Annotated in this window: 21 protein-coding genes; 19 read left to right on the plus strand and 2 right to left on the minus strand. The window is 63.6% G+C overall.

Features of this window, described 5'->3' with window-relative positions; translation table 11 throughout:
- Positions 1 to 71: 71 nt before the first annotated feature.
- The 11 genes from FA94_RS24235 to nadC all read left to right on the plus strand — a co-directional run bounded on the left by FA94_RS24235 (position 72) and on the right by nadC (position 10,696).
- Entirely contained in the window at positions 72 to 1,316 is a 1,245-nt protein-coding gene (locus FA94_RS24235) for a Rieske 2Fe-2S domain-containing protein (protein ID WP_035556022.1), read from the plus strand.
- Positions 1,313 to 1,792, plus strand: a complete 480-nt coding sequence (locus tag FA94_RS24240) for an aromatic-ring-hydroxylating dioxygenase subunit beta (RefSeq protein WP_035556024.1) — start codon at positions 1,313 to 1,315, stop codon at positions 1,790 to 1,792. Before FA94_RS24235 ends, FA94_RS24240 begins: the two co-directional genes overlap by 4 nt.
- A complete protein-coding gene (locus FA94_RS24245) occupies positions 1,789 to 2,136 on the plus strand; it encodes a non-heme iron oxygenase ferredoxin subunit (RefSeq protein ID WP_035556026.1) in 348 nt (115 codons plus the stop codon). Before FA94_RS24240 ends, FA94_RS24245 begins: the two co-directional genes overlap by 4 nt.
- Positions 2,137 to 2,210: 74 nt before the next feature.
- Positions 2,211 to 3,419, plus strand: coding sequence for an ABC transporter substrate-binding protein (locus tag FA94_RS24250; protein ID WP_035556028.1), 1,209 nt, complete (start codon positions 2,211 to 2,213; stop codon positions 3,417 to 3,419).
- Between the two features lie 104 nt (positions 3,420 to 3,523).
- A complete protein-coding gene (pncA, locus tag FA94_RS24255) occupies positions 3,524 to 4,255 on the plus strand; it encodes a bifunctional nicotinamidase/pyrazinamidase (protein ID WP_035556030.1) in 732 nt (243 codons plus the stop codon).
- A gap of 138 nt (positions 4,256 to 4,393) precedes the next feature.
- On the plus strand, positions 4,394 to 6,379 hold the full coding sequence (locus FA94_RS37380) for an acyltransferase family protein (protein WP_051980709.1): 1,986 nt from the start codon (positions 4,394 to 4,396) through the stop codon (positions 6,377 to 6,379).
- Between the two features lie 80 nt (positions 6,380 to 6,459).
- Positions 6,460 to 7,404 (plus strand): ABC transporter substrate-binding protein, encoded by a 945-nt coding sequence (locus FA94_RS24265; protein ID WP_051980710.1) that lies wholly within the window; start codon positions 6,460 to 6,462, stop codon positions 7,402 to 7,404.
- On the plus strand, positions 7,401 to 8,273 hold the full coding sequence (locus FA94_RS24270; RefSeq protein WP_035556032.1) for an ABC transporter ATP-binding protein: 873 nt from the start codon (positions 7,401 to 7,403) through the stop codon (positions 8,271 to 8,273). The genes FA94_RS24265 and FA94_RS24270 overlap by 4 nt, the downstream gene beginning before the upstream one ends.
- A 51-nt stretch (positions 8,274 to 8,324) precedes the next feature.
- Positions 8,325 to 9,041 carry an ABC transporter permease gene (locus tag FA94_RS24275; RefSeq protein WP_231585022.1) on the plus strand — a complete coding sequence of 239 codons (717 nt, stop codon included), beginning with the start codon at positions 8,325 to 8,327 and terminating at the stop codon, positions 9,039 to 9,041.
- A 38-nt stretch (positions 9,042 to 9,079) separates the two neighbouring features.
- On the plus strand, positions 9,080 to 9,811 hold the full coding sequence (locus FA94_RS24280; RefSeq protein ID WP_051980711.1) for an ABC transporter permease: 732 nt from the start codon (positions 9,080 to 9,082) through the stop codon (positions 9,809 to 9,811).
- Between the two features lie 48 nt (positions 9,812 to 9,859).
- Positions 9,860 to 10,696 (plus strand): carboxylating nicotinate-nucleotide diphosphorylase, encoded by an 837-nt coding sequence (gene nadC, locus FA94_RS24285; protein ID WP_035556038.1) that lies wholly within the window; start codon positions 9,860 to 9,862, stop codon positions 10,694 to 10,696.
- A 65-nt stretch (positions 10,697 to 10,761) separates the two neighbouring features.
- Here nadC and FA94_RS24290 read toward each other — a convergent pair whose 3' ends face one another.
- Positions 10,762 to 11,586: an IclR family transcriptional regulator gene (locus FA94_RS24290; protein ID WP_035556040.1), complete on the minus strand. Its 825-nt coding sequence runs from the start codon at positions 11,584 to 11,586 to the stop codon at positions 10,762 to 10,764.
- A 249-nt stretch (positions 11,587 to 11,835) separates the two neighbouring features.
- Here FA94_RS24290 and otnK point away from each other — a divergent pair, with 249 nt between their 5' ends.
- The 6 genes from otnK (at position 11,836) to FA94_RS24320 (ending at position 18,281) form a co-directional block, all read left to right on the plus strand.
- Positions 11,836 to 13,161 carry a 3-oxo-tetronate kinase gene (gene otnK, locus FA94_RS24295; RefSeq protein ID WP_035556042.1) on the plus strand — a complete coding sequence of 442 codons (1,326 nt, stop codon included), beginning with the start codon at positions 11,836 to 11,838 and terminating at the stop codon, positions 13,159 to 13,161.
- The gene (otnC, locus tag FA94_RS24300) at positions 13,158 to 13,820 is read left to right on the plus strand and encodes a 3-oxo-tetronate 4-phosphate decarboxylase (RefSeq protein ID WP_035556044.1); all 663 of its coding nucleotides are present in this window, start codon (positions 13,158 to 13,160) and stop codon (positions 13,818 to 13,820) included. Before otnK ends, otnC begins: the two co-directional genes overlap by 4 nt.
- 169 nt (positions 13,821 to 13,989) lie before the next feature.
- A complete protein-coding gene (gene otnI, locus FA94_RS24305; protein WP_035556045.1) occupies positions 13,990 to 14,781 on the plus strand; it encodes a 2-oxo-tetronate isomerase in 792 nt (263 codons plus the stop codon).
- Positions 14,782 to 14,839: 58 nt separating this feature from the next.
- Positions 14,840 to 15,820 (plus strand): D-erythronate dehydrogenase, encoded by a 981-nt coding sequence (gene denD / locus FA94_RS24310; RefSeq protein ID WP_035556047.1) that lies wholly within the window; start codon positions 14,840 to 14,842, stop codon positions 15,818 to 15,820.
- Between the two features lie 229 nt (positions 15,821 to 16,049).
- A complete protein-coding gene (pcaF, locus tag FA94_RS24315; RefSeq protein WP_035556049.1) occupies positions 16,050 to 17,252 on the plus strand; it encodes a 3-oxoadipyl-CoA thiolase in 1,203 nt (400 codons plus the stop codon).
- A 432-nt stretch (positions 17,253 to 17,684) separates the two neighbouring features.
- Positions 17,685 to 18,281, plus strand: coding sequence for a hypothetical protein (locus tag FA94_RS24320; RefSeq protein ID WP_035556051.1), 597 nt, complete (start codon positions 17,685 to 17,687; stop codon positions 18,279 to 18,281).
- Between the two features lie 45 nt (positions 18,282 to 18,326).
- On the opposite strand, the gene FA94_RS24325 is transcribed toward FA94_RS24320, so the two are convergent.
- Positions 18,327 to 19,298 (minus strand): DUF535 family protein, encoded by a 972-nt coding sequence (locus tag FA94_RS24325; RefSeq protein WP_035556052.1) that lies wholly within the window; start codon positions 19,296 to 19,298, stop codon positions 18,327 to 18,329.
- A gap of 190 nt (positions 19,299 to 19,488) precedes the next feature.
- On the opposite strand from FA94_RS24325, the gene FA94_RS24330 reads away from it, so the two are divergent.
- Both FA94_RS24330 and FA94_RS24335 read left to right on the plus strand, forming a co-directional pair.
- Positions 19,489 to 20,193 carry a response regulator gene (locus FA94_RS24330; protein ID WP_035556054.1) on the plus strand — a complete coding sequence of 235 codons (705 nt, stop codon included), beginning with the start codon at positions 19,489 to 19,491 and terminating at the stop codon, positions 20,191 to 20,193.
- Between the two features lie 138 nt (positions 20,194 to 20,331).
- Positions 20,332 to 21,132 carry an alpha/beta hydrolase gene (locus tag FA94_RS24335; RefSeq protein WP_051980712.1) on the plus strand — a complete coding sequence of 267 codons (801 nt, stop codon included), beginning with the start codon at positions 20,332 to 20,334 and terminating at the stop codon, positions 21,130 to 21,132.

Raw genomic sequence — 21,132 nt, forward strand, 5'->3', positions numbered from 1 at the left:
GGGCAACTGCTGCGTGCAAGCCGTCCGCTCGCGGTGTCCGATGGGAACTTCAATTTGAGAGGTAGGTTCACATGTCCCAGCATGTTTCAAATTTATTGCCCGATGGCATTAACCGGACGCCGTATACCGTCTATACGGATACGGAATTGTATCGGCGGGAACTGGAAAGATTTTTCTACTCCCGGCACTGGTGCTATCTCGGGCTGGATGCGGAAATTCCGAATCCGGGTGATTTCAGGCTGACCGAAGTTGGCGAACGCCAGGTCATCATGACGCGACTCGAGGACGGTTCAGTCAGCGTGGTCGAAAACGTGTGTGCTCATAAGGGCATGCGGTTTTGCCGCAAGCGGGCGGGTAACGCAACCGAATTCAGATGCCCCTATCACCAGTGGAGCTACAACCTGAACGGCGACCTTGAGGGCGTGCCGTTCCGGCGTGGCGTGAAGCAGGGCGACCGCGTGAATGGCGGCATGCCTGCGGATTTTCGGCTCGAAGACCACGGACTCGTCAAGTTGAAGGTCGCGACGCGCGGCGGCGTGATATTCGGGAGCTTCGATCACGATGTCGAATCGCTTGAGGATTTTCTCGGGCCGGCAATTCTGAAATATTTCGACCGGCTATTTCATGGTCCGAAGCTGACATTGCTCGGGTACACCCGTCAGCGCATTCCAGGCAACTGGAAGCTGATGCAGGAAAACATCAAGGACCCGTATCACGGCGGATTGCTGCATACCTGGTTCGTCAACTTCGGCCTGTGGAGGGTCGACAACAAAGGCGAGATGGTCATGGATGCGCATCATCGACATGCCGCGATGGTTTCGACGCGTAGCGAAGGAGGGAGCGGAGCGGCAACGGAGGGCATCACGAGTTTCAAGAACACGATGGCGCTGAACGATCACCGGCTCCTCGACGTCGAGGCGGAGGCATGGTGGGGGAACTCGACCGTGGTCATGCTGACGCTGATGCCGAGCGTGATCATTCAGCAGAACGTCAATACGCTCGCCACGCGTCGGATTCACCCCGTTTCGCCCGGTGTGTTCGATTATGTGTGGACCCACTTCGGCTTCGAGACCGACGACGAAGCGATGACGCAGCGACGTCTGCGTCAGGCGAACCTGGTTGGCCCAGCCGGCTACGTGTCGGCGGATGACGGCGAGGTGGTCGAATGCCTGCAGCAGGCCTTTGCGGCGAACTCGTCCGGTTCGACCGTTAGCCTGCTCGATGGACAGGGCGCGGAAGAATATACCGGCCATATGGTCACCGAAACGCTCGTGCGCGGCATGTACGACTACTGGCGTCGCGTGATGGAGGAATGACGACAGTGGAATTCAAGGACTATCACGCGCTAATGGCGCTGTATGCCGACTATAGCGCCGCGCTCGACTCGGGTGACTGGGACCGTTGGCCGGACTTCTTCATGGACGACTGCCTGTACCGGATCGTGCCGCGCGAGAATCACGAGCAGAACCTGCCGCTCGCGCTGCTGGAACTCGAAAACAAGGCGATGCTCAAGGATCGGGTCTACGGGATCAAGGAGACGTTCTTCTACGATCCCTACTACCAGCGGCATATCGTGGACAACCCGCTGATCCGCGAGATCAATGGCGATGTCTGGACGGTGGAAGCCAACTACGTGGTGTTGCGCACGAAAACCAACCAGCTCAGCGAGGTCTATAACACGGGGCGGTATTTCGACCGGATCAGGAAAACGCCCGACGGTTTGCGGTTCGAAGCGAGGGTCTGCATCTTCGACAGCGAGCTGATTCCTAACTCCATCATTTTTCCGCTATGAGCACGTTGTTTGATGCATCGTGGGCGTTCGTCGCGCTGCTCGGCGATCTTTCCGGAGACAGCGTGACGGCGGTGACGGTCGACGGTCAGGAGGTCGCGCTGTATCGCCTCGCGGACGGAGTGTTCGCCACCGCCAACGCGTGCACGCATGGCAACGCGCGGCTGTGTGACGGATTTGTCGAGGCGGGCGAGATCGAATGCCCGCTGCACCAGGGCCGTTTCGATATCAGGACGGGCAAGGCGATGTGCCGCCCGCTCAGGGAGGATTTGCGGATCTATCCGGTGAAGCTCGACGGCGAGCGTATTTATGTCTGTCTGAATACCGCGTCGCCGTCGGCCGGATGACGCGGGCATTCCAGTCGGCGGCAGTAGGTCACATCATTCCAGTCAACCACTAACGAGTAAGCGGCGCTATTTTTATGAAGATCAATTTTTTGTGGATTTCCAGGGTCGTCGCATTGACGGCCGGCCTGGCGGGAGCGGTAGGGGCGATCGCGCAAGACACGATCAGGATCGGGGAGATCAACAGCTATCGGGCGCAGCCGGCGTTTCTCGAGCCGTACCGGCAAGGCTGGCAAATGGCGCTTGATGAAATCAACGCGTCGGGTGGCGTGCTTGGCAAGAAGATCGAGGTCATCTCGCGCGACGACAACGGCAATCCCGGCGACTCGATCCGCGCGGCGCAGGAGCTCGTGACGCGCGAGCAGGTTTCGCTGCTGTTCGGCGGTTTTCTGTCGAATACGGGGTTGGCACTCACCGATTTCGCGAAGCAGCGCCAGATATTCTTTCTAGCCGCCGAGCCACTGACAGACAAGATCGTCTGGGAGGATGGCAACCGTTATACCTATCGCCTGCGTCCGTCGACCTACATGTTCGTTTCGATGCTCGTCAACGAGGCCGTCAAGCTCAAGAAGAAGCGGTGGGCGCTCGTCTACCCGAACTACGAATATGGTCAGTCGGCGGCGGCGACCTTCAAGCGGCAGATGAAGCTCGCACAGCCCGATGTCGAGTTCGTCGCCGAGCAGGCGCCGCCGCTTGGCAACGTCGACGCCGGTGCGATTGTGCAAGCGTTGGCCGATGCGAAACCGGACGCGATCTTCAATGCGCTGTTTGCGGCCGATCTCGCAAAGTTCGTGCGTGAAGGCAATACGCGTGGCCTGTTCGAAGGACGAGAGGTGGTGTCGCTATTGACCGGTGAGCCCGAGTACCTCGACCCGCTGCAGGCCGAGGCGCCCGTCAATTGGCTCGTGACGGGCTATCCATGGTATGCGGTGTCGAGCGCCGAGAATCAACGCTTCGTCGATGCGTATCGCAAGCGATACGGCACGGCACCGCGCATGGGCTCCGTGGTGGGTTATACGGCGTTGATGTCGATTGCGGCCGGCCTCAGGAAAGCGGGTAGCCCGGAAACGAACCGGATGACGGCAGCGTTCAGCGGACTCTGCCTGGATTCGCCGTTCGGACCGATCTGTTACCGCGCGCAGGACCATCAGTCGACGATGGGTGCTTATGTCGGTCGTACCGCGCTCAGCGACGGTAAGGGCGTGATGACGAAGTTCGTCTATGTCAACGGTGCCAGTGTGCAGCCGTCCGATGCGGAAGTCAGGAAGCTGCGCCATGCGGACTGATCTGTGAGCCGGTCAGCGCGTGCGTGTTCGGTGTGAACCGCATCGTTAATCTCGCGCATGGTTAGTTCTACATCTTGGGCATTTATATTGCCAAAGGAGCCGAAGTGAATCGACGATTTTTTCTGCAGGCCGTGAGCATTTTCGGGCTGACTGCATCCGGACCGGCGGCAAGCGTTGCATTCGGCCAGAGCGCGCCGGCCAGGGTCCGGCCCGGTCCCGAAAGCGTGCTGCTCGTGGTGGATACGCAGAACTGCTTTACGCCGGGCGGCACCCTGGCCGTTAAGGGCGGGGAGCAGGTAGTCCCGGTGATCAACCGTATCGGCAAGGCGTTCGAGAACGTCGTGCTAACCCAGGACTGGCATCCACGCGGACACGTGTCGTTTGCGTCGTCGCACCGGGGGAAGAAGCCGTTCGATACCGTACACCTCTTCTACGGCACCCAGGTACTTTGGCCCGACCATTGTATTCAGGGCACCGAGGACGCCGGACTGCGCAAGGACCTCGATCTCCCTCAGGCGCAGCTCGTCATTCGCAAGGGCTATCACAAGGATGTCGATAGCTACTCCGCGTTCATGGAGGCAGACCGGCACACGTCGACGGGGCTGGGTGTCTATCTGAAGGCACACGGTATTCGGCGCGTATTTGTAACTGGGCTGGCAACCGATTTCTGCGTTGCGAACAGCGCACTCGACGCGCGAGCAGAGGGATTCGATGTCTACGTCATCGAGGACGCCACGCGTGCTGTCGATCTGAACGGATCGCTTGCGCAGGCGTGGGACGCAATGAGTCGCGCAGGCGTCAAGCGAATCCGGTCGGACGATCTCGTGCTGAGTTGAATGCATGATCGTTAACTCGTGGACCCGTCAGAAAACGCAATAACCCTGCGTATCAATGGTCTGCGATAAACCAGGAAACGCTCGAATTCTCAGAACGAACAGGAATGTGAATCGCTTTGTGTCCGACTACGTAAAACCATGAACAAGTTGACTCGACGTCCGGACATCGACGGACTCCGCGCCGTCGCCATTCTGTCGGTGATGGCATTTCACTTCAATCCACGATGGCTTCCGGGCGGTTTCGCGGGGGTCGACATTTTCTTCGTGATCTCGGCGTACCTGATCACGGGCATCATCCACGCGAGCCTGCTCGACGGAAATTTCTCGTATCGAGCCTTCTACGTGAGACGAATCAAGCGCATCTTTCCCGCGTCGATTCTTGTGTTCGGCGTCACCGCGTTTCTCGCAAGCCAACTGAACGGCCTGTTACTGCCGGACGCGAAGTACGTGCTGCTGTTCCTGTTTAACTACCATACGAGTAACTACTTCACCCAGAACAGCCAGACCAACTTCTTCCTGCATTACTGGTCGCTGTCTATCGAAGAGCAGTTCTATTTCATCTGGCCACTGTTGTTGGGGTTTGCTCTGTGGGCTAACGCACGCCTGTTCGGGCCGAATGCACGCCGAGGTTTACCGCGCGTGCTGCCACTGGCGATCGCCGTCATCGGGTTCGCGTTAGGCGAGTTTTGGGTTCACGATCCTGTCGCGGCGGGGACGGCCTATTTTTACTCGATGCCGCGGTTTGGCGAGCTGGCCATCGGCGCGTTCGCCGCACTGTTGCCGCGCTCACCGGGGCCCAGCAGGCTGACCGGCAACCTGCTAAGCGCGGCGGGCGCACTTGCGATCGCGCTCGCCTTCGTGCTCCTCAGCGAGAAAGGCTATCCCGGTGTTCGGGCACTCGTGCCGTGCGTCGGTGCCGCGCTGATTCTGTATTGCTGGAACCCGACCGGCGGCGTTGCAGTGGTGAACCGCGTTCTGGGTAGCCGTCCGCTTGTCCTTATCGGGCTCATTTCCTATTCGCTCTATCTATGGCACTGGCCAGTGCTGTCGATCATGCGCTTCTGGCTCGGGCAGAACGCGCTGCCCGCGTCGTACATGGCCATCGCGCTCGCGTTGATTTTCCTGCTGTCGATCGGGACTTACCGCTTTATCGAGCAGCCATTCATCCGTTCGAAACCGGGCTTCAAGGTCGTATTTCCCGCGTTTGTGAGTACGACGCTCGCGGGAGTCGTAGTGATCCTGATGATGACGGGCGTCGAAAACTACAACATTCCTCCCATGCTCGGAGGGGAGTTTACCAACGTCACAATCGACGGGCAGAACACCCATCTGACGAGCGGCTGGATAGACCCATGCTTTGACAAGACGTTTCGTGGAGCGACGAAAGACCTGATCGACAAGACCTGTGCGATCGGTGCCGCGAAGCCACCGTCGATCCTGCTGGTCGGCGATTCACACGGCGCGGCGATCGGCGCGTTCATGGACCGGCTGGGCCGGCGCGAAGGCTTCGCGTTGACGTCGTACGAAGTGGGCGCCTGTCAGATTGCCGAATGGGGGCTCGCGGCGCGAGCGCCCGGAGTGGTCCGAACGCCGGAACGCATCCAGAACTGCGAGGACATGCTGGCCTACATCAAGGCCAATCACCAGAAATACCAGGCGATCTTCGTCGTCAATGCGTTCAATCTGTTCGCGGGCGACTACAACGTGTTCTCGCATGCGCCGGAAGCGGCACCGGGCGTTCGCATCGACATCCTGCGGGAGATTGCGAAGACGACGCCGATCTATTTCTTTTATGACAGTCCGGTTATCGACCGCTCGATTCAATACTCGCCGTTCTTCGCATGGCTAAACGTCCCGACTGGCGGGTATCCCGTGAAAGACGGCGATCAGGGCAACCCGCTTATCGCGCGCGCCGTGGCGTCGATTCCGGGCGCGCACTGGGTCGATCTGGGCGATAGCTACCGTGCACTTACGAAGGATCACTTCGTCTACAAGGGCTACCCGGTGTATGTGGACAGCAATCATCTGAACGGCTATGGCTCGCGCTCGCTCGCCGACATCTTTATGCAGAGCGACGGCGCCTGTTTCATCTGCCGTGTTCTTTCGGCGCAGGCGTCCCGTTGACGCCGGCGCGCTGGATATCACCGCGGGTAGACCGGTGTTTCCTCAAACGGGTATGCGCGACGCTCGGTGCGTCGCTGGTCATGGCGGCTGCCGGTCTGCACGGCGCTGCCGCCCACGCCGACGAGATCTCGGTGACGCAGTGGGGCAGCAGCCTCTACGGGCTGCCGTACGCCGCGGCGATGGATAAGGGACTCTTCAGGAAAGCGGGCGTCGATATCACCGGCATTCTCACGTCGGGCGGCGGCGGCACGACGGCGCGCAATATTCTCGCGAGCAAGATGCCGTATGGCGAAGTCGCCGTGGCCGCGGCGCTCGCCGCGCAGCGTCAGCGGCACGACCTGGTGATCGTCAACGTCGGCACGCGCAGCGTCGCGGAAGCGTCGATGGTGACGATGCCGAACTCGACCGTTCACAGCGTCGCCGATCTGACCGGCAAGAAAGTCGCGATCACGTCGCCGCGCGGCGTGTCCGAAATGCTGCTGCTGATGGTCCTGAAGGCGAAGGGTGTCGACGCGGGCAAGGTGCAACGGGTCGCGTCCGGCGGCTACGTGAACGGGCTGACGATGCTCGAGCAGGGCGCGGTCTCGGGTGCCGTGCTGATCGAGCCGCTGTCGATCATCCGCCAGGACAGGTATCGCACCTTCTACCGCGCCGGCGATGTTCTGCAACCAATGACCACCTCGGTCGGCATCACCACGCGCGAATTCGCGAAGAGCCATCCTGACGAACTGCGCGCGATCATCGCGGGGCGACGCGCGGGTGTCGATGCGGTGTATGCCGATCCGGCCGGCGCGGCGAAGCTGCTGGAAACGAGTTTCAGGCTCACGCCTGACGTCGCGCGCGAAGCGGTCGACAACATGGTCAAGTCGCACATGTGGAGCACCGGCGAATTCGATCGCACCGAGCTCGACCGGATGACGGACGGCCTGAAGCTGATCGGCGAACTGGATGGCGACGTGGACTGGTCGAAGCTCGTCGACACGAGCTTCCTGCCCGCCGACCTCAAAGCGAGGAGCAAGCTATGAATGCGCTGAATGCGACGCCCGCATTGCAGATCGTCGAGACATCGACGTTGCGGGTGGCCGCGCCGAAAGGGGCGCACGTCGAACTGGCCGGCGTCACGCGCTATTTCAGCAAGAGCGGTTCAAAAGAGCTGTTTCACGCATTGGGGCCGATCGATCTCACGCTGACCAGGGGCGAGTTCTTTTCGGTGGTCGGACCGTCGGGCTGCGGCAAATCCACTTTAGTCGATGCGCTCGCCGGCCTCGTCAAGCCGAGTTCCGGCACCGTCACGTTCGAGGGCCTGCCGGTGAAGGGCGTGCCTGACGGCGTGGGCGTCGTATTCCAGGAAGACGCGTCGTTTCCGTGGCTGACGGTGCGCGACAACATATCGTTCGGGCTGCGCATGGCGGGCGTGGACGCGGCGGAGATCCGGCGCCGGGTCGACTACGCGCTCGGCTTCATGGGCTTGAAAGATTTCGCGGGGGTGTATCCGGCGCATTTGTCGGGCGGCATGCGGCAACGCGTGTGCATCGCGCGCACGCTGGTGCTCCAGCCGCGCCTGATCCTGCTCGACGAACCGTTCGGCGCGCTCGACCAGCAGACGCGTCTCCTGATGGGCGACGAACTGCTGCGCCTGTGGCGCGAAACCTCCGCGACGGTGCTGCTGATCACCCACGCGCTCGACGAGGCCGCAATGCTTTCGGACCGAATCGGCGTCATGTCGGCGCGGCGGGGTCCGTTTATCGATATGGTCGAGACCGGCTGGGCGCGCTCGCGCGACAGCCGTGTCGTCTCGACGCCGCGCTTCGGCGAAATCAATGCGCGTCTGTGGGAGAGGCTGCGGGCGGAATCGTTGAAGGTCATGGGCGCGCGCGAGGCACGCGAGTTTTAGCGGACGCGGGAGTTCGAAGTGAAAACCGAAAGTGTCGTACGGACCGTCGTCGTGGCAGCATTCTTCGCGCTCGTCGAACTGTTGTGCCGCACCGGCGTGATTTCCGCGGCGGTGCTGGTGCCGCCTTCCGCGATGGTGACGCACGGCATCGACATGCTGCGCGGCGGCAAGTTCGACCACGATATCGTCACGAGCCTGCTCGACATCGTTGCCGCATCGGTCGTGTCGGTGCTGCTTGGCTTCGTGTTCGGGCTCGTCCTGCACGCGCTGCCGTCGGTGCGGCGCCCGCTCGAGCCGCTGCTGTCGGCCTATTACGCGGTGCCGACCTTCATCTTCTATCCGGTCTTCATCGTGCTGCTCGGCGTCGGCTCGCTGCCGATCATCGCGGTCGCCGTGATGCTCGCCGTCGTCACGATGATTACGGCGACGCTCAACGGGCTCGACCGCATTCCGCGCGCGCTGCATGAGGGCGCCCAGGTGATGCGGCTGTCGCCGTGGCGCTCGGCGCTGCACGTCAAGCTGCCCGCGACGCTGCCGTACCTGTTCACCGGCGTCAAGCTGTCGGTCGCGTATGCGTTCATCGGCGTGATCGCGTCGGAGTTCATCCTGTCCGGATCGGGCATCGGCTACGCGATCGGTTATGCGTACAACAACTTCCAGAACGACGACATGTACTCGCTGATGCTGTTCGTTCTGCTGCTCGTCACGCTGGTCAACTTCGTGCTGAACCGGATCGATCACCGGTTCCAGGCGCGCCGGCAGCGATGACCCTGTCGACCACCGCGTGAGCTTTGGGAGCACCCGTCATGAAGCGTTTCACCGATTCGCTGCTGGTCGCCGTAGCGATCGTCGCGTGCTGGCAGTGTCTGCACTGGGCGGTCGGCGACAGCGCGATGGGTTCGCCGTGGAGCACCGTGCAGGCGCTGACCGGCATGCTCGGCACGGCAGCGTTCTGGGGCAATGTCGGCGAGACTGCACGCGCGCTCGCATACGCGCTGGTCATCGCGCTAGCAGGTGGCGTCGCGCTCGGCGTGCTGCTTGGCGTGAACCGTCTGTCGGGCCTCGTCGTCGAACCGATCCTGCTGAACCTGTATTCGCTGCCCAAGGTGACGCTGTATCCGCTGGTGCTACTGGTGTTCGGGCTCGGTCTGTCGGCGAAGGTTGCCTTCGGCGTGATGCACGGCCTGATCCCGATCCTGATGTTCACGATGAACGCGATCCGCCAGATGCGGCCGGCGTACCTGCGCGCGTCGAAGACGATGCGGCTGTCGCCGTGGCGCACGGTTGTCCACGTCGTGCTGCCGGCAATCTTCCCGGAGGTCGTCGCGGGCCTGCGGCTCGGTTTTTCGCTGACGTTGCTCGGCGTGCTGATCGGCGAGATGTTCGCGTCGCAACGCGGCCTCGGCTATCTGCTGACGAGCGCGATGAATCTCGGCGATATCCGCACGATCATGGCCGTCGCGCTGTTTCTGACCGTGTTCGCGCTGTTGTGCAACGGTCTGCTGACGATGGCCGACCGGCGCCTGAGGCATCGCTGAGCGGCTTTGCCCGATTGAATTCACCCCGTTAAAAAAGGTAAGGACACCATGTACGACGTATTCCAGACGGACCGCCTGATCGACCTGTGGTTGACCGAGGACATTGGCTGCTGCGACCTCACCGCGCAGTTGATGATCGACGCGCACGAGACCGGCGCGTTCTACATGAATGCACGCGAGCCACTGATCGTCGCCGGTATCGATGTCGCCGCGCGCGTGTTCCGGCGCTACGACCCAACGCTCGATATTGTTGTGCGCGTGAAGGACGGCGACAAGGTCGGGCCGGGCGCGGTGCTACTCGACGTGCGCGGCGTCGCGCGCAGCATACTGACCGTCGAGCGCACGGCGCTGAACATCGTGCAGCGGCTCTCGGGCATCGCCAATCTGACCGCGCAGTATGTGGCCGCCGTTGCCGGCACGCGGGCGCGCCTGATCGATACGCGCAAGACCACGCCGGGCCTGCGGATGCTCGAAAAACACGCGGTGACGTGCGGCGGCGGATTGAATCACCGGCTCGGTCTCGACAACGGCGTGATGATCAAGGACAACCATATCGCCGTGTGCGGCGGCATTGCCAAGGCCGTCCAGCGCGCGCGCCGGCAACTGCCGGTGCTGACCAAGCTCGAAGTGGAGTGCGATCGTATCGAGCAGGTCGACGACGCGCTCGAAGCGGGCGTCGACGTCATCATGCTCGACAACATGTCGGTCGAAGACATGACGCGCGCGGTCGAGCGGGTCGGTGGCCGCGTGCAGCTCGAAGCGTCGGGCGGCATCAGCCTCGCGACCATCGGCGCGATTGCGAAGACCGGCGTCGACTTCATCTCCACCAGCAAGATCTGCCAGGCGGCGGCGTGCGTCGACATTGGTCTGGATGAGGCGGCGTAGCCGCCATCACGGCGGGCGTATTCTTCGTGGTGGGGCCGAGCGGGGCCGGCAAGGACCCGGCGTTATCACCCGCGCCGCGCCACCATCTCCGACACGGTCTGCGCAGCCTGCTGCAGCGGCTCCAGAAACGCCTTCACCATTTGCTTCGCCGAATTGCGCTGGGCGTTGCCGCTGATGTTCATCGCCGCGATCACACGCCCCTGGCGGTTGCGAATCGGCGCGGACAGTGAAATCAGTCCGCCTTCCAGTTCCTGATCGACGATTGCCCACCCCTGGCGGCGCACCTGCGCGATCAGTTTCTTCAGCTCTTCCTTGTCGGTGACCGTGCGCGGCGTGTGTGCGTAGAGCGGCGCGGAGCTCAGCGTCGCTTCAAGTGCGTCGTCGTCGAGCGCGGCCAGCAGCACGCGGCCCATCGACGTGCAATACGCCGGCAAGCGGCTGCCGATCGACAGGTTGATCGTCATGATCTTGTGCGTCGGCACACGCAGAACATAGACGATCTCGGTGCGATCGAGCACGGCCGCCGAGCAGCTTTCGTGCACTTGCGCGGACAGGCCTTCCATGACCGGCTCGGCCAGATTCCAGAACGGCATCGAGGTCAGATACGCGAAGCCGAGGTCGAGGATCTTCGGCGTGAGGCGGAACAGGCGGCCTTCGGCTTCCACGTAGCCGAGCGTCTGCAGGGTCAGCAGAATCCGCCGCGCGCCGGCGCGCGTCAGGCCGGTGGCGGTGGCGACGTCGGTGAGCGTCTGTTCCGGGCGCGTGGCGTTGAACGCGCGAATCACCGCGAGCCCCCGGGCGAACGACTGCACATACGAGTCGCCCGGTTTGTCCGGGGCCGGATCGGCGCTGGCAGGAACGGCGGAAGACGGCGGCAGGGCTTGGCTCATGGACCTTGAAGGATGCGTTCGGGAAAGCGCGGGCGGCGCACCGCGCAAAGCCGTGACGATAGCTTAAGCCTTCTGTTTCGCCAACTTCGCGCTGGTTTCGAGCAAAAATCCCAGGGTTAGCGTGGATGCTCCCGGCAGACGGACTTTGTATGATGAGCCGACGACTTGATCCATCGGGGTATCGATGTTCGACAGGATCTTCCCCGGCAATCCACCCGCCGCGAGCGAAGTCAGCCCGGAGTCCCCGCCATGACCGCCACTTCACGCCGCGCGCTGCTCGGCTGCATCGCCGACGACTTCACCGGCGCCACCGATCTTGCCAACATGCTGGTGCGCGGCGGCATGCGCACCGTGCAGAGCATCGGCGTGCCGACGGCGGCTGAATCAGCCGACACTTTCGCGGCCGATGCGCTGGTGGTCGCACTGAAATCGCGCACGATTCCCGCCGCCGACGCGGTCGCGCAATCGCTTGCCGCGCTCGACTGGTTGCGCGCGCAAGGATGCCGCCAGTTTCTTTTCAAATACTGCTCGACCTTCGATTCGACCGATGCCGGCAATATCGGTCGGGTCACGGACGCGTTGCTGGACGCGTTGTCCGCCCAAGGCGGCGCGGGCGCATTGACGATCGCCTGTCCGGCGTTTCCCGAGAACGGCCGGACGATCTTTCGCGGCCATCTGTTTGTGGGCGATACGTTGCTGAACGCGTCGGGCATGGAAAACCATCCGCTCACGCCGATGCGTGACGCCAACCTGGTCAATGTGCTGCAACGGCAGACCCGCTCGCAAGTCGGTCTGGTGCGTTACGACACCGTGGCCGAAGGCGTGTCGGCCGTGCGCGAGGCGTTCGACGCGTTGCGCGGGCAGGGCGTGCGAATGGCGATCGCCGATGCGCTGTCCGACGCCGACCTCTACACGCTCGGCGCCGCGTGCGCCGAGTTCCCGCTGATTACGGGTGGCTCGGGCATCGCGCTGGGCTTGCCGGGCAATTTCCGCGAGGCGGGGCTGCTCGCCGATCACGCCGACGCTGCTGAGTTGCCGCGTGTGGAAGGCTTGTCGGCGGTGCTGGCCGGCAGCGCGTCGAAGGCAACCAACGCCCAGGTGGCGGCATGGCGCGAGACACGGCCCGCGTATCGCATCGATCCGCTCGCGGTGGCGCGCGGCGAGGCGGTGGTCGAGCAGGCGCTGGCGTTTGCCCAGCCCTACCTCGAACGCGCCGAGCCGGTGCTGATCTACGCCACCGCCACGCCCGACGAAGTCAACGCGGTGCAGCGCGAACTCGGCGTCAATCAGGCGGGGCATCTGGTCGAGGCCACACTGGCCGCGATCGCGCGCGGCTTGCGCGAGCGTGGCGTGCGCAGGTTCGTGGTGGCAGGCGGCGAGACATCGGGCGCGGTGGTGCAGGCGCTCGACGTGCGCACGCTGCGCATCGGCGCGCAAATCGATCCGGGCGTGCCGGCCACCGTCGCGACGGCGACCGATTCCGAACCGCTCGCGCTCGCGCTGAAATCCGGCAACTTCGGCTCGACCGATTTCTTTGCCAAAGCGTTGCGTCATCTCGACGGAGCCGTGTCGTGACCGGCAAGCCCGCTCTGCTCATCACGAACGAAGCCCGCGTGCGCGAGGAAATTTGCGCGACCGGCGCGAGTCTGTACCAGCGCGGCTACACGGTCGGTACGGCCGGCAACATCAGCGCGCGACTCGACGACGGCTGGCTGATTACGCCGACCGACGCCTGTCTCGGCCGGCTCGATCCGGCCGACATCGCCAAAGTTGATCTGGACGGTCACGCGGTGTCGGGCGGCCCGCCGTCGAAGACCCTGGCGCTGCATCGCGGCATCTATGCCCGCAACAGCGCGGCGCGCGGCATCGTCCATACGCATTCGACGCATCTGGTCGCGTTGACGCTGGCGGGCGTCTGGAGCGAGGCCGACGTGCTGCCGCCGATCACGCCGTACTACGTGATGAAAGTGGGCCACGTGCCGCTGATACGCTACCGTCGGCCGGGCGATCCGCAGGTGGCGGAGCAGATCGCCGCGTTGGCCGATCGGGTTCGCGCGGTGCTGCTCGAACGGCTCGGTCCGGTGGTGTGGGAGCGCTCCGTCGCGCAGGCCGCGTACGCGCTTGAAGAACTCGAAGAGACCGCGCGCCTGTGGTTGATGACGAATCCGCGGCCGGCGCCGCTGAGCGAAACCGCGCTCGACGAGTTGCGCGCCGTGTTCGGGGCGCGCTGGTAGTGGAAGGTGGCTCCAGCCTTAACCGAGCCGAGGCGAGTCGAACCGAACCGCGTCGAACCGAACCGAGCCGTACCGCTGTTTAAGCCATGAATCGAATCGCGCACGCGGCGCAGGTTTTCCCGCTCATGCCGCGCGCGCAGAATCCATCCGTTTTCCTGGAGTTGCTGTCATGCCCCGTTTCGCCGCGAACCTGACGATGATGTACAACGAGCACGCGTTCCTCGACCGCTTCGCCGCCGCGGCGAAAGACGGCTTCGACGCGGTCGAGTTCCTGTTTCCCTACGACTTCCGCGCCGACGAGATCAAGGCGCGACTCGACGCCCACGGTCTGACCCAGGCGCTCTTCAATGCGCCGCCCGGCGACTGGGCGGCGGGCGAGCGCGGCCTTGCGTCGTTGCCGGGCCGCGAGGACGAGTTTCGCCGCGGCATCGACACGGCGCTCGACTACGCGCGCGTTATCGGCAATCGCAAGCTGCATGTGATGGCCGGCCTGATCGGCGCCGATCAGCCGCGCGCGCAGCATCGCGACGTGTATCTGCGCAACCTCGCGCATACCGCGCAGGCGGCGCGAGCCGAAGGCATCCTGATCGTGATCGAGCCGATCAACCTGCGCGATATGCCAGGCTTCTTTCTGAACCGCCAGGACGACGCGCAGGCGATTTGCGCGGAAGTGGGCGCGCCGAATCTGAAGGTGCAGTTCGACTGTTACCACTGCCAGATTGTGGAAGGCGACCTCGCGGTGAAACTCAAACGCGACATGGCCGGCATCGGCCACATTCAGATCGCGGGCGTGCCGGAGCGCCACGAGCCCGATAGCGGCGAACTGAACTACCCCTATCTGCTGGAGTTGATCGACGCGCTCGGCTATGACGGCTACATCGGCTGCGAATACCGGCCGCGCGCGGGGACGTCGGCGGGGCTTGGCTGGCTCAAGCCGTATCTGGACGCCGCCGCCCGCTAACCGCGCCTGAACGACGACGCAATCCCGACGCACCCCGACGAAAAAAGGAAAACCGATCATGAAGGTTCTGATTACCGGCGGCGCGGGTTTTCTCGGTCAGCGGCTCGCCCGTGAACTGCTCGCGCGTGGTGCGTTGAAGGACGCGCAAGGCGTGCCGCAAGCGCTCACCGAACTGGTGCTGCTCGACGTGGTGCGCGGCGACGATTTCGGCGATCCGCGCGTGCGCACGGAAGTGGGCGACATCGCGGAGCGCAGCGTGCTCGAGCGCGCGATCGACGAGAAAACCACGACGATCTTCCATCTCGCCGCGATCGTGAGCGGCCAGGCCGAAGCGGATTTCGATCTCGGCATGCGGATCAATCTGGACGCGCCGCGCCTGCTGCTGGACATCTGCCGGCAGCGCGGGCATCGGCCGCGCGTGGTGTTCACGAGTTCGGTGGCGGTGTATGGCGGCGATCTGCCCGAGGTCGTGCAGAACGACACCGCGTTGAATCCGCAGTCGTCGTACGGCGCGCAGAAGGCGATCGCGGAGTTGCTGCTCAACGAATATTCGCGGCGCGGTTTCGTCGACGGCCGGGTGCTGCGGCTGCCGACCATCAGCGTGCGGCCGGGCAAGCCGAATGCGGCGGCGTCGTCGTTCGCGAGCGGCATCATTCGCGAGCCGTTGAACGGTGTAACGGCCGTGTGCCCGGTGGCGGGTTCGACGCGCCTGTGGCTGCTGTCGCCGCGCAAGGCGATCGAGAGCCTGATCGCCGGGCTCGAACTCGACGCCGCCGCGCTCGGCAACCAGCGGGTGCTGAATCTGCCGGGGATTTCGGTGAGCGTCGACGAGATGGTCGCCGCGCTGCGCGAGGTCGCGGGCGATGCCGTCGCTCAGCGGATTCTGTGGGAGCCGGATGCGCGGGTGGAAAAGATCGTCGGCAGTTGGCCGGGGCGGTGGGATACGTCGCGCGCCGAACGGCTGGGCCTGAGCGGCGAGCGCAGCTTCGCCGACGTGATCCGCAGCTATATCGCCGACGAGCGCATCGCGATTCGCTGAAGCGTGCCACGGGCCTCGTGTGGGCGGCGCCGAAGCAGACGCGCCGGCGCGAGCGCTTCAATCGTCTGATCCTTCGAACGACACGGGTCGCCCGGCGCAGATTCGCCGGCGCGGGACGGTCCGCGCTTGACATGGTTTCCGCCACGCGCCTATTATCGAGTCTGATTGTTCGATATATGACCTTGTGTTCGTGTAACGAACAAATTGCACATCGACCGGAGACATTCCTATGACCGAAGCATTCCTGTGCGACGCGATTCGCACCCCCATCGGCCGCTATGCGGGCTCGTTGTCGTCGGTTCGCGCCGACGATCTGGGCGCGGTGCCGCTCAAAGCGCTGATGGAGCGCAACAAGGAGGTTGACTGGAACGCGGTCGACGACGTGATCTACGGCTGCGCGAATCAGGCCGGCGAAGATAACCGCAACGTCGCGCGCATGTCGCTGCTGCTGGCCGGCTTGCCGAAAGACATGCCGGGTTCGACGGTGAACCGCCTGTGCGGTTCGGGCATGGACGCGGTGGGGATCGCCGCGCGTGCGATCAAATCGGGCGAGGCGGCGCTGATGCTGGCGGGCGGCGTCGAAAGCATGAGCCGCGCGCCGTTCGTGATGGGCAAGGCGACCAGCGCGTTTTCGCGCCAGGCTGATGTCTTCGACACAACGATCGGCTGGCGCTTCGTCAACCCGCTGATGAAGCAGCTCTACGGCGTCGACTCGATGCCGGAAACCGGCGAAAACGTCGCGACGGATTACGGCATCAGCCGCGCCGATCAGGACGCGTTCGCGCAGCGCAGCCAGCAGAAGGCCGCTCGCGCGCAACGCGACGGCACGCTTGCGCAGGAAATCGTCGGCGTGACGATCGCGCAGAAGAAGGGCGACCCGGTCACGGTGTTGCAGGACGAGCATCCGCGCGAGACCAGTCTGGAAACGCTCGCGAAACTCAAAGGCGTGGTGCGGCCGGACGGCACGGTGACGGCGGGCAACGCGTCGGGCGTGAATGACGGCGCGGCGGCACTGCTGCTCGCGAATGAGGAAACCGCCCGGCGCTTCGGCCTCACGCCGCGCGCCCGTGTGCTCGGCATCGCGACGGCCGGCGTCGCACCGCGCGTGATGGGCATCGGCCCGGCGCCCGCCACGCAAAAGTTGCTGGCGCGGCTGAACATGCGCCTCGATCAATTCGACGTGATTGAACTGAACGAGGCGTTCGCGTCGCAAGGTCTCGCCGTGTTGCGCGCACTCGGTGTCGCCGACGACGACGCACGCGTGAATCCGAACGGCGGCGCGATCGCGCTCGGCCATCCGCTGGGGATGAGCGGCGCGCGCCTGGTGACCACCGCAATGTATCAACTGCATCGCACGCAAGGCCGCTTCGCGCTGTGCACGATGTGTATCGGCGTCGGCCAGGGCATCGCGATCGCGATTGAACGCGTGTGACGGGATGACGGTTGGGGCGATGCGCGCCGTTTATCGAATGGAGGCCTGATTCGGGCTTAAGGCCCGTTTCGATTTTCAATTCGGCCGCGTCGCCCCATTCGCTTTTGATTCAATGTCTGTGCAGTATGTATTTAATGCTGGCTGGATATTTCTGCTGGCATCGAATACGATGAACGGAATCGGATAAAAACGCCGCGGCGGTCCGAAAGGGCGCCGCGGCTTGCCTTTCCAGCCCTTTGCGCTGGCTTGCGATCGACTTGAAGTCAATATTCAAACAATTGCGGCTTCCTGTCAGGCATGTACTATCATTCGCGCTGTATTTTTTTTAAATTGTCGTTCTGAAAAACCGGTATTCATGGCGTTATAAATCGGCATATCAGTGTGTCGAATCGCCGTTACGCCAGATCGAACAATTTCTCGAGGAGAGCGGAGATGAAGGCAGCCCTGGCCCAAGCCCTATCGGCAGCAGCATTCACGGTCGCGACGCTCGCGGCGAGTCAGCCGGCGTCGGCACAAGACGCGATGGCCAGCGCCGCGCGCGGTATCGTCAGCGCGGTGCAGCCGGTGCATGTGAAGGCGGAGATCGTCGGTATCGACCCGGGCAGCCGCACGCTCACGCTCAAGGGTCCGGGCGGCAACGCGGTCGTCGTGCTGGTGAGCCAGCAGGTCGCCGGCTTCGATCAACTCAAGGTCGGCGACCGGGTCGACGTGCTCTACAAAAACGCGTTGCTCGTGAAGGCCGACAAGGTCACCGGCAAAGACAACGGAATTCGCAAGCGCGTCGATACGCAGGTCTACGCGCCGGCCTCGGGCGGCTTCGAAGCGGCGCGTCAGATCGAAGTGCTCGCCACCGTGCAGAAGATCGATCACAAGAACCGCCTCGTCACGTTGCGCGGCGCGTATCAGACGCAAACGCTCGAGGTCGGTCCGGACGTCGATCTGAAAGGCGTCAAGGTGGGCGACACGATCCACGCGGTGTTCGTGTCGGCGGCGGCCGTGCAGGTGACGCCGCAAGAAGCGGCGCAATAAGCGAAGTAATAAGCGAAGCAATGAGCGAAGCAATGAGCGCGCGTCTCAGTTCGCCCGGCTGGTCGCGACGCTCATGCGAATCTGCGCGGTGAGCGCGGTTCGCAATGCATAGCGTTTGCGCTTCAACGCATTGCCGGTATCGGCGCCTTGATGCTCGGCCAGATAGCGCAACGGCGGCGCCAGCACGAACCAGCCGTTCCAGCGCGCGAGCGCGCCGCATTCGAGCGACAGGCCGTCATAGTCGGCGGCCACACGGCGTTTGCGCAGGCAGTAGCGCCAGTTCGCGTAGATGTGCGCCTGCTTCGAGACGATAAACGTGCCGCCCGCGTTGAGCGACGCCGCGACGCATTGCGCCAGATAGATCACCAGCACCTTGGGCCGCAGTCCGTGCCAACGTTTGGTCAGCGCGCGAAACAGCTCGCGGCCGTTGACCGTGCGGTCCGGACCTTGCACCGAGCCGATGCACAGGCGCGGCCGCCGCACTTTACCGCCGAGATACGCGAGGCTGAAGGTGCAGGACACAACGCGCTGGTCGCGTCCGTCGCGAATGCACAAGGTCCAGTCGCCTTCCTTCTGAAACTGCTCGATCGACTCCAGCGACACATACCAGCGCTCGCCGCCAATCGTGAACGACGCGATCTCCGCCGAACCGGTCGCGGCGATCCGCGCGGCGAGCAGCGGCACACGTTGCTGCGTCAGCCCATGATGATCCAGGCTCGCCGCCAGGCGCTCACGCGGACTGAAACGGCTGTGCAGAAATGGCCGGTGCATCCGTTCGAGCGCGGTAGGGTGGCGTTGCACCAGGTCGCGCAACGGCGAAATCGCGCAACGGTTCAGCCAGACCTGGGTTGAACGCCAGGACACCAGCGAGCGCAGCCACAGGCGGGCGCGCCGCCAACGGTGAAACAGACTGGTGCCGGGGTAGAGGGCGTGAGCGGCTTGCTGAATCGCCGTGAAGGAAGCCTGGACTCGCGTGAACCACGGCGAGCGGGCGGTCTGGTTGGAAACAGTCGTCATGGCAACTCCTAGGCCTATTTCAACCGGGGCGATGCTATCGGCGCGTTTCAGGCAGCCTTGTTGAATTGGTTGCGCGTTTGTCGAGTTTTGTCGTCTGTGTCGCATGATGTAGGGCGCATCAGCTATGCTGTGCGTCGGACGCGGCCTCCGACGCCGCCATTCATACCGTCAGCCCTGAACGATTCGCCCCATGCCCTTCCGGATACTGCTTGTCGAAGACGATGACCGCCTGTCCGAACTGGTCGCCGCCTATCTGCGCAAACACGAGTACGAAGTCGAAACCGTGCTGCACGGAAACGACGCCGTACCGGCCATTCTCAAGCGCCGCCCGGACCTGGTGATTCTCGACGTCAACCTGCCGGGCAAGGACGGTTTCCAGATTTGCCGCGAGGCGCGCGAGCAGTTCGACGGCGTGATCATCATGGTGACCGCGCGCGACGAGCAGTTCGACGAAGTGCTAGGCCTCGAATTCGGCGCCGACGATTACGTGCACAAACCGGTCGAGCCGCGTGTACTGCTGGCGCGTATCAAGGCGCAGCTGCGCCGTGTCACCGCGCGCACGCCGGAATCGGCCCAGCCCGAGGGCTACGTGTTCGGCAAGTTCGAGATCAACCGCGCGAGCCGCACGGTCAAGCTGCCGGACGGCAGCCTGCCCGATCTGACGTCGGCGGAATTCGATCTGTTGTGGGCGCTGGTCAGTTGCGCGGGCGAGGTGGTCAGCCGCGACGAGCTGATGCGGCAGTTGCGCGGCATCGAATTCGATGGTCTGGACCGTACGATCGACGGCGGCATCTCCAAGCTGCGCCGCAAGCTGCATGACGACGCCAGCACGCCGCAGCGCATCAAAACCGTGCGCGGCAAAGGCTATCAATTCAGCAAGCTGGCGTGGGACTAACAAAGCGGCGCGGCCGGCTTCGTCCCGTAATTCACGGAAATTTGACGCGACAAAAATCCACAGTCGCCTCAGCAAATCGACAGTCGCGCCAGCCTCGCGCGACTAGGATCGCAGACTTGTCCTTCGACCGGTTTCGCGATGTCTGCATCCGTCTCTCCTCTTTCCCGCCATGCCGTGCTGATGATTCACGGCCTGGGCGGTACACGTCATGATTTCGGCACGCTCGATCGCAAGTTCGAGCAGATCGGCTGCGACGTGCATCTGCCGTCGCTCCCGGGGCACGGCTCGAATCCCGACGCGTTGAGCGGCGTGACGCTGAACGACTACATGAAGCTGCTCAGCCGCACGTACCGCGAACTGCTGACGCGCTATGAACGCGTCGACGTCGCCGGTATTTCAATGGGCGCGTTGCTCGCGTTGATGCTGAGCGCGCGCGAACGGATGACCAACGGCCGTTTGATCCTGCTGTCGCCGCCGGTGTTCCTCGACGGTTGGGGCGGTTCGCGCCTGCAGCCGCTGCGCTATCTGCTGTATTGCGTGCCCGGCTTGCGGCATCTGATTCGCGTGCCGGAAGGCGAGCCGTTCGGTATCAAGAACGCGCGGATTCGCAACCTGATCCGCCGGCATTTGCAGAAGGGCAGCGGGGTTCATTACCCGTATGTGCCGCTGTCGGCGATCGAACAGGTCGACTGGATGCGCTTCGCGGCGAAGCGCGCGATGCGGCGTGTTACCTGCGAGACGCTGGTGATGCATTCGGAAGAAGACGAAGTGACGAGCATCCGCTCGGCGGAGTTCGTCTGCGACAATCTCGGCAGCCGTTCGGTGACGCTGGTGCGCTTGACCGACAGCTATCACATGATCACACTGGACAACGAACGCGATACGGTAGCGCAGCAAACCATGGCGTTCGTTCAAAGGGCGCCCATGTTGGCGCCGTAG

This window comes from Burkholderia sp. 9120 (assembly GCF_000745015.1).
In the GTDB taxonomy this organism is placed as follows: Bacteria; Pseudomonadota; Gammaproteobacteria; order Burkholderiales; family Burkholderiaceae; genus Paraburkholderia.